We start from the raw sequence: 8,290 nt of genomic DNA, 5'->3' as shown, positions 1-8,290 counted from the left end.
GGTATAAACCAGCAGCCAATCAATAGCACGTTTGTACAAACTAAAAAGTGCAGGATAGATGGTGACCACCACAGTGATATAAACGCCATGAATAACGCCCAGTTGACTGCTTGTGGTCGGTATAATAACCCCATAGCAAAGCTAACTTGAGTCAACATAAAGATCAAAAGCTGTGGCGCCTGACTGAGCTTTTCCCAACCCATGGCGACTGCCAATATCAATGTTGTGATAAACAAAACATGACTTGCGAGTAATAACACAACATCAGCCAAATACTTATGCCATGTACGGGGTAATATACTATTTTGGAAACACCTATGCCGACTATCTAAAATTGCAGGTTTTAGAACGGTAATTAACAGAGTTTGAATTAGTAAATAAGCAAATGCAACTTGTATGCTAACCAATATACTATCACTTTGCACTATCTTACCTAAACCAAAAAACAGAGACGCAATTAACCCTGGTAAAAAAATATAGAATAGCGTGGTGATCATCAAAATAAATTGATTAAGTTGATTAACTAACTCTTTAAGTTCCGCCTTAAAAGCTCGATATCGATATTGATAGAAGTGTTTCATCATAATCTGTTAAACACCTTCACGGTTAAACTTTCTTAAGTGGCTGACTATCAAAACCTATATCCAAAAATGGCTGCGGTTCATGGTTACTTATAATGACTTGGCCTTCGTAGGCACAGATCCACTCTAACACCACATCAAGGCCTCGCTTATCTAATGCCGCACTCGGTTCATCTAAAATCAAGTAAGGGGTGTTTCGCATCACAGCATTAATAAGTTGTAATTTCTTTAGGTTACCGGATGATAAATCTTCCACTTGAGTATGCAAAAACGCATCAAAACACAAATCGGTTATAAATTGTTGAGGTAAGGTACATTGCCAACTTGATGCTGTCATTGTGAGTATCTGCTGAGCTGTTAAATATTCTGGAAAAACAATTTTATCCGATGCTAAACTCACACAGCTTTGCAAATGGGCGTGTTGCTGACCATTGAGCGTAATGTGCCCAGAATAAAAACTATCCAGTCCGGCTATTATTGTAAAAAGTGTGGTTTTCCCTAGGCCATTCTGCCCTTCTACACAAAGCTTTTGCGCGGTAAACGTATTATTATAATTTTCAAATATACATTTTTTACCAAAATACTTTGTTAAATTAGCAACTTCAATCATTATTATGCAGGGCTTATATCTGTTCCTTTATTAGGTGACTCTAACATATGCAAAGTTGCAGGTGTCATTAAGAATGTTACACAATGTGTTATTTAGTCACTTAATAATTACCAATATAAAAAACGAGCATAGAGTGCCCGTTTTAACAAATACGATATTTGCTTGTATATTACAGCGCCGCTAAGATCACTTCCGCTTTACTGACTTCAAATGACTTAGGCGCTTCTACATTAAGCTGAGTGACAACGCCATCTTTTATAATCATGGCATAGCGCTGCGAACGAATGCCACCAAATGTCGCTGTGTCCATTTCAAGGCCTAGAGATTTAGTAAAGCTTGCATCGCCATCGCCTAGCATCATTAATTCTGATGCATTATGCGCTTCACCCCACGCTTTCATCACAAACGCATCGTTTACTGATACACAAGCAATAACATCAACGCCTTTGGCTTTAAGCTGATCAGCCAATACCACATAACCCGGTAAATGGGCCGCTGAACATGTTGGTGTGAAAGCGCCCGGCACCGCGAACAAAACAACGGTTTTGCCTGCGAACAATTCTGTTACTTGGTGCTCTACCATACCGTCATCTGTTAAATGGCTGAGTGTCGCTTGTGATAAAGTTTGCCCTTGTTCAATCATGGTGTTCCCTTAAAAAGAATATGTATTTATTTGTTGTATTGCTGAAATCATTTATATGACAGCATTAGTCGATCTGCGACAAGTATACAAGATTAATGTAATGCGTGAGCACGTCCGGCATATTCACTGTAAAAAGATTCGATCGCGCCACGTTTTTGCATTGTCACAAACACTTGAGTCCCCTGCACTCCACCAAATGCAATATTTGTTGGGTACTTTCCTTTTAAGCGCACGGTATGTAATAAGCTTCCACTTGGAGACAGCACTACGACTTCACCTGCGCCATAGCGAGCTACATATAAATTACCTTGGCTATCTGTGCGCATACCATCAAGGCCATGCTTCGTAAATTGGTAAAACAACCGCTTGTCACTCACATCGCCTTGCTCATTTAGCGTAAATGCCCATATTTTTTGTTGCTTGCTTTCATTTACATACAAGGTAAGGTTATCGGGACTAACTTCAATACCATTACTTGTACCCATCTCTGCTTGTAACAAGCTCACTGTGCCATCCGTCGCTATCCGCCAAATTTGACCCCGCCCGGTAGACCAATTAGGATCACTCGCATAAATCATTCCATCATCACGAATGGCGATGTCGTTTGGTTGATTCATAAGTGGCTCATGGGCATGAACCGACACAACACCTTGCGGTGTGATTTTTAATATATTATGGCCGGTATAATCTGCCACAAACATATCTCCATGCTGATTAAAACGAATACCATTACCAACGCTCCCTTCCGGCAAAGTGAGCCAAAGCTTTGTATTGTTCTTGCCTTGAACTACCCCTATTGTGCCCTATTGACCATAGTTCACCGCGTATAAAGCTCCATGGCTATCAACCGCAGGACCTTCAACACCCTCGGTAAATGTACCATCTGCTACCCAATCCATTACTTGAAAAATAACGGGGTTATTCTCGTTAAAGTGCCCTATGCTATTTTGGCAACCACCTAGCAACGTTAGCATCACCCAAAAAAACTTCTGCATTTTATTATCTTTGTCCTTAAAATTATTGAGTATGACCTGCGAAATGACCCTTGTTAATTGAGAATAAGTAATACACAGATCATATGCCGAGTATTATCACTCGAGTTAAAGTTTGTTACGCGTCAATCTAGGCTCAATGAGCATCAGTGCGATACCCAGCAAAGCCCCTGTCAAACCTATAAACTGCAGTAAAGTATTACCAAATCGCGTTTGCTGCTTTGCATCTTTACTTACTTTATAAAGCCGGCGACCCAGTTCAACCTCTTTGATAAATTCATCACCTAAATAGTCAAATGATAAAATAATCGATATATCTCTTCGTTTGAGCATTGCTCGCCGTACCTCTTGTATGTCTACATCATGAGGGACAAAACGAGACCAGCTATAAAAAATATCTTGGGCCTCATTAGGTAAAACAACCCCTCGAGACTCATATTCATACAATGTTTGTGGGAACACTAAGTTTTGAAATCCGACGTAAAAACAGCTGCCACCAAGTGATACCAGCAATATAGCAACGTATAACAAAGTACGTTGTTTGATTGAATTGTCGCGTAGCTGGCGAGCATACCATGACTCTATATCTGGAATTTGGCTGAAATGGTGTTTATTCGCTTGCCCTTGAGCGCCAAGCATAAAATCCTCAACGGTGAGCTCTAAAGCATCTAGTAACTGGCGAAAAACCTCATTAGAGGGCACAGATTTATCATTTTCTAATTTTGATAAATAACTCTGTTCTACCCCCATTTTCTCCGCCAGTTGAGGCTGGCTCATATTTGCTGTGGTACGTAAGTGTTTTATGTAGTGACCGAGTGTCATCTTTTAATCCTTGTTATGGCTTGAAATCACAGCCCATTCTTGGCTAGTCATGCATTAATACCAAGGTGAATATTCAAGAATAACAAGGAATATTAGTAAGTTAAAGCTAATACCCCATCAATCACTTCAAATTTAGAAACCGTATCTAAATTTCAAAATGATACGCTCTTCATTCGGGGTTTGCCAAAGCCGCTCAACACTGCGTGACCAAGGTTCAGCCGCCACGTTCTGCTTTTGCATATTATCAATTTGCGTCGCCCCTCGGCCATAAACCAAATATATATCGGAAAAAGCACCTAATCGATAACGCAACTTCATTTGCGATACCAATCGCTTGTCTTCAAAACTGGTATCCAGATTAGTAAGCTCTGTTAAACTCCCGTCTGTGATACTAAATACCTGCTCACTTTTTGCTTCAAGTACGGCCCATTGCAAATAAATACTCAGTTCAAGATCATCAGTTAATAGTCCTGTAACTTTATTTTCATTCACGAAATACGCTCTATCGTACTGCGTTAGCTGGTTATGAGAATTCGCTATTAGCCAACCGTCCCCTTTACGGTAAAAGTTATTTATATTGATATTCCAATTTTCATGCGGCATAAAAGTAAGATCTAACGCAAACTGTTGCGCGATGCCATTTAGTCCTTCTTGATCATACTGGTAACTGGCAGCCCAGCTAAACTTCCCAACATAAGAGCTACGATAAAATACCCGAGACCCCCATGTATCTGGTTGCTGAAAACGATCACTGTTATAGCCCACATTATCTTGCCACCCCGATGAATTATGTGTCAGTGTCGCCGATGCCTCTGCACCACCATTTAACATCACATTAGCGCTGTACTGACGTTGAGCTGGTAATTTAATCCTCTCATCATTAGATTCATAAGCGACCGCTATTTTTTGTTTTACGCTCGTGACCAATGGCGAATTAAAATTAATAGCATGACTGAACTCTCCTTGCCAATAACGCCAGTCATTGCGCTTAATATACCCTAAATCACTTACATCAAACTTTTCGTCTAACTGTAAGTAAGACGACTCAAATTGAGTATTAGCAGAAAATTGATACCCCAACTTTAGTGACGCACCTCGGCCTTGTTGACTTGTCTGACTTTGCGCAATATCACTGTGCATCATGGTACTTTGCATTGACCAAGTAGCACTTTGGTATTGGGTGTCCCACGCAATGCTGCGAGCATCTCTCTCTATAAATGGACGTTCAGTATGCGTCATCAGTAACCCAGTCTGCCAAGCTTTATGGCGATACTTACCCCTTATGGCGTAAAATGACTTACCCACATCATTACCTAATTTATCTTCTTTTACGGCAAAAGCGCCAAATTGTAGCTGCTCTGTCTGCTGTACAAACCTGACCGCGGCATCTATCGGTGTTGTTATATGCATCATATCATCACTACTCGCTCCAATACGCCGAGTATGAATAAGTGTGGTATCTTGCAGGCTTTGTACATTAAAGACGTTAATGTCTTGGGTGAAAAATGCACGTTTGTCTGAGCGCAGTGTTTCGACTGCACTATAATTTAAGTCCACCTCATCACTGTCTATCTGACCAAAATCTGGGTTTATCGCAACACTCAGCTTTTGATGGTGATCTGGCTTATAAATTAAGTCGAAGCCGATATCATTTAACCCTATATTGTCAATCAGGTCTTGCTGACGAGTGATATACGGAACAAACGTGACTTGATGCTCTTGGGGGATAATTGCTTTTACTTTAGGCATAGTTAAAAAGAAGTCAGCATTGGCCGTCGTCTGTTTCTGTGATGCATATAGATGATTATTAACTAACTGATACAATTGCACTGACACACCAATTTCTGATGCATCTCGTAGATTTTTTTTATTATAAAAAGACACTGTATGCCACGGAATAAACGTTTCACTAGACCAATAGTCAGCTGCCTCAAAGTATGAGGTCTGCCAATCTCCATCCCAATCACTGTCGGTTGTTAATTGTGGTGTAAGAACTGCGTCTTGAACCCCTCCACCTAATCCGACCACAAACAAATACGCACCACTGCCATCACCAGAAAAGTCTAAATAGATACGATTAAAATCAGCTTGGATGAACCCATCTTGTAAATTGAATTGCTTCTTTCTTTCTCCTTCTTTTTGCCAATTAATAATACCTACATACACTCCTTGTGCTGTGGTCACTACCTTACTTTCCACTTTATCTAAATACTCAGTATGCGTGGCTGGTACGACTTCATAAAAGGTCTTTGTTGCAGAAGCATCCTGCCAAGCTTGATCAATTAACTGGCCATCTAACACTATTGACACGTTATCTTTTGCACAAACCAATGTACTCATTAACCCTAAAATCAACACATATATATTTCGTAACACACCACTCATACTTCAATCCAATTGAAAAAATTTTCCCTATAAAAACAAATATCACTGTGAAAAATACTGAATTTTATCTGAAGAAAGCTAGCTAAACCCTTACGAGCCTTGACTTTATAATGATAAAAGTTAACTTTGTACTCATATAAAGAACATAGATGATGCGCTATGCATACAAATATACAATTCTTAACTTGGGTATTTTTTGACAACACAGATGAGTTACTCAATCTAAGCACCAAAGAAGTCATAAAATTAGAGCCACAAGTAGCGCAATTACTCAGGCTGTTTATTTACAGTAATGGGGAGTTACTTGCGCGCGAGGCGATATCTGAACATATTTGGCCTAATATCATCGTTGAAGATAATAGCTTATATCAATTATTAACAAAATTAAGACGGTTACTCAATGATAATCCAAAACAACCTAAGGTGATTAAAACTATCCCTAAAAAAGGCTATCAATTCATAGCCAGAACAGATGTTTACACTTCACAAGAAACACCTCTAATATCGAAAAAAAATAAGCTCCTCACACAGTCTCAATGGTGGAAATGGTCAACAATTCCAGTTGTAATTGTATGCAGTAGCGCAATTGCATTTTATTCTAAAAATACCATAAAAACGCCAAAACCTGCTTATGAGCTGTCAGATCTGAGTTATGATCTTGGTCTTGAGTACAATGTTGACGCACATAAAACTAAAGACTTAATTGCCTATATAAAAAACTTTAATAATCTCGTATTTAGCAATAAGCAAGGTGTGGTGTTAAATACCATCAAGTTCCCCAGCCGCATACATCACCCTAGCTGGCATAATGAACTCGACTTAATTACATTCTGGCAATATTACCAAGACCAATGCATTCTCCATGTGTATAAATCCTCAGGGCAAGCTATTCACCGCGCCAAAGGTCAAAAATGTACACGCTCCAGAGCATCTTCTTGGTTATCAAGCACCCAACTAACTATTAATCTAGCACATGGCGCACACTTCAAGCCTTTTCATTACGACTTTAATACCGGTAAGGCGCTGGCCCTTCCAATTACACTTAACGCAGGGGACACCTTTCAGCACAGTATCAAGGCTTGGCAAGGAAAGACCTATTACCTTATCACCTCCACTGATCATAGCAGTAAATTAATCACACTCGATGGCACTGTGCATATGCAGTGGGCACACCCGATCTCCTTACTGTCTTACGATCCAAAGCAACAAAGCATTGTTACCAATAACTCAGATAAACATCATACATTGATAGCCACAACGCGAGATGGCCATCAACATATTATTGCCAATGCAGTACAAGGTATGTTCACTGACTTATCCATCGACTTAGCAGGTGATATTTATACGGCAGTAGAAACATGGCAAGTGAATATTCGTGATAAAGATGGGCTCCCTATTTTTTCAACTACCAGTATCGATTACCTACCAGTAAGTAATCCACTTGGCGAAACCGCTTTTATGTCAAAAAGAAGCGGTGTCTGTGAAGTCTATTTGCATGCTGACGATCAAATCAAACAACTTTCTTACAATCAAGGCTATGACTATGTTAAACATATTGAGTGGCAACCTAAACTAAATCTGCTTCTCACCAATCGCGATAAGAATGTACTGCTTTATGACCGGCAGGGTAAAGTCTCACAGTTCTCACCTGAGCAAATTAGTACAATCACCCAATTAGGTTGGCATACAAATGAGCGGGTTTGGATATATGATACACATACATTGTCTACTTATACTTTAACAGGTCAACGACTCAAAGAAGTCGCTCTGCAAGTTGACGCACTCATTTACGACAACCAAAATGCTCAATGGCTAGTTTTTGACAACTATACCTTGTATAAAGTGAATAGTTTGGCCAATTTGAGCACGCATGAAAATTGGACGCTAATCCACCGCTTTTCACAACAGCAATATAATCAACTTCGTAATTTCAAACTACGAGATAACACCTTATATTGGTTATCAAGCTGGTCTGCAAAAGACTATATTTGGCAACTGCCTTTAGAAGAGACGTCGATCTCACTTATCAAATCAGATGAACTGATTTGGCACTACGATATTGCCAAAGATAATTCATTAAATATCGCTAAAATGGAAGCAATTGAAGGCGATATTAAAAAACTCACTCGACTAGTAACCCCTCAGTAAACATAACATAGCCGCATGAGAGTGATACTGCGGTTATTGTCACTCTGGCCCATATTATCCATTTTACAAATAGATAAGCAGATAAGCAGATAAGCAGATAAGCAGATAA

8 protein-coding genes are annotated in these 8,290 nt (G+C 39.6%); 1 reads left to right on the top strand and 7 read right to left on the bottom strand.

From position 1 onward, the window contains the following. The 7 genes from J8L97_RS21870 to J8L97_RS21845 form a co-directional block, all read right to left on the bottom strand. Positions 1-584, bottom strand: a 584-nt coding sequence (locus tag J8L97_RS21870; RefSeq protein WP_247688776.1) for a DUF6136 family protein, incomplete at its 3' end; no start/stop codon positions are given. A gap of 22 nt (positions 585-606) precedes the next feature. Continuing rightward, positions 607-1,191, bottom strand: coding sequence for an ATP-binding cassette domain-containing protein (locus J8L97_RS21865; protein ID WP_211052771.1), 585 nt, complete (start codon positions 1,189-1,191; stop codon positions 607-609). Between the two features lie 169 nt (positions 1,192-1,360). After that, positions 1,361-1,834: a peroxiredoxin gene (locus tag J8L97_RS21860; protein WP_192508103.1), complete on the bottom strand. Its 474-nt coding sequence runs from the start codon at positions 1,832-1,834 to the stop codon at positions 1,361-1,363. A 92-nt stretch (positions 1,835-1,926) separates the two neighbouring features. After that, complete coding sequence (locus J8L97_RS21855; protein ID WP_312037210.1) at positions 1,927-2,586, bottom strand: SMP-30/gluconolactonase/LRE family protein; 660 nt, start codon at positions 2,584-2,586, stop codon at positions 1,927-1,929. Positions 2,587-2,637: 51 nt separating this feature from the next. Continuing rightward, positions 2,638-2,829: a hypothetical protein gene (locus J8L97_RS24015; RefSeq protein ID WP_312037209.1), complete on the bottom strand. Its 192-nt coding sequence runs from the start codon at positions 2,827-2,829 to the stop codon at positions 2,638-2,640. Positions 2,830-2,934: 105 nt separating this feature from the next. Then, positions 2,935-3,648, bottom strand: a complete 714-nt coding sequence (locus tag J8L97_RS21850; RefSeq protein ID WP_211052769.1) for a helix-turn-helix domain-containing protein — start codon at positions 3,646-3,648, stop codon at positions 2,935-2,937. 132 nt (positions 3,649-3,780) lie between these two features. Beyond that, positions 3,781-6,033 carry a DUF5916 domain-containing protein gene (locus J8L97_RS21845; protein WP_211052767.1) on the bottom strand — a complete coding sequence of 751 codons (2,253 nt, stop codon included), beginning with the start codon at positions 6,031-6,033 and terminating at the stop codon, positions 3,781-3,783. 159 nt (positions 6,034-6,192) lie between these two features. Here J8L97_RS21845 and J8L97_RS21840 point away from each other — a divergent pair, with 159 nt between their 5' ends. After that, positions 6,193-8,181 carry a winged helix-turn-helix domain-containing protein gene (locus J8L97_RS21840; protein ID WP_211052765.1) on the top strand — a complete coding sequence of 663 codons (1,989 nt, stop codon included), beginning with the start codon at positions 6,193-6,195 and terminating at the stop codon, positions 8,179-8,181. Positions 8,182-8,290 lie beyond the last annotated feature (109 nt).

It is taken from the genome of Pseudoalteromonas sp. MMG012, from assembly GCF_018100875.1.
GTDB lineage: Bacteria > Pseudomonadota > Gammaproteobacteria > Enterobacterales > Alteromonadaceae > Pseudoalteromonas > Pseudoalteromonas aurantia.
This window is presented reverse-complemented; position numbering and strand designations above follow the sequence as displayed.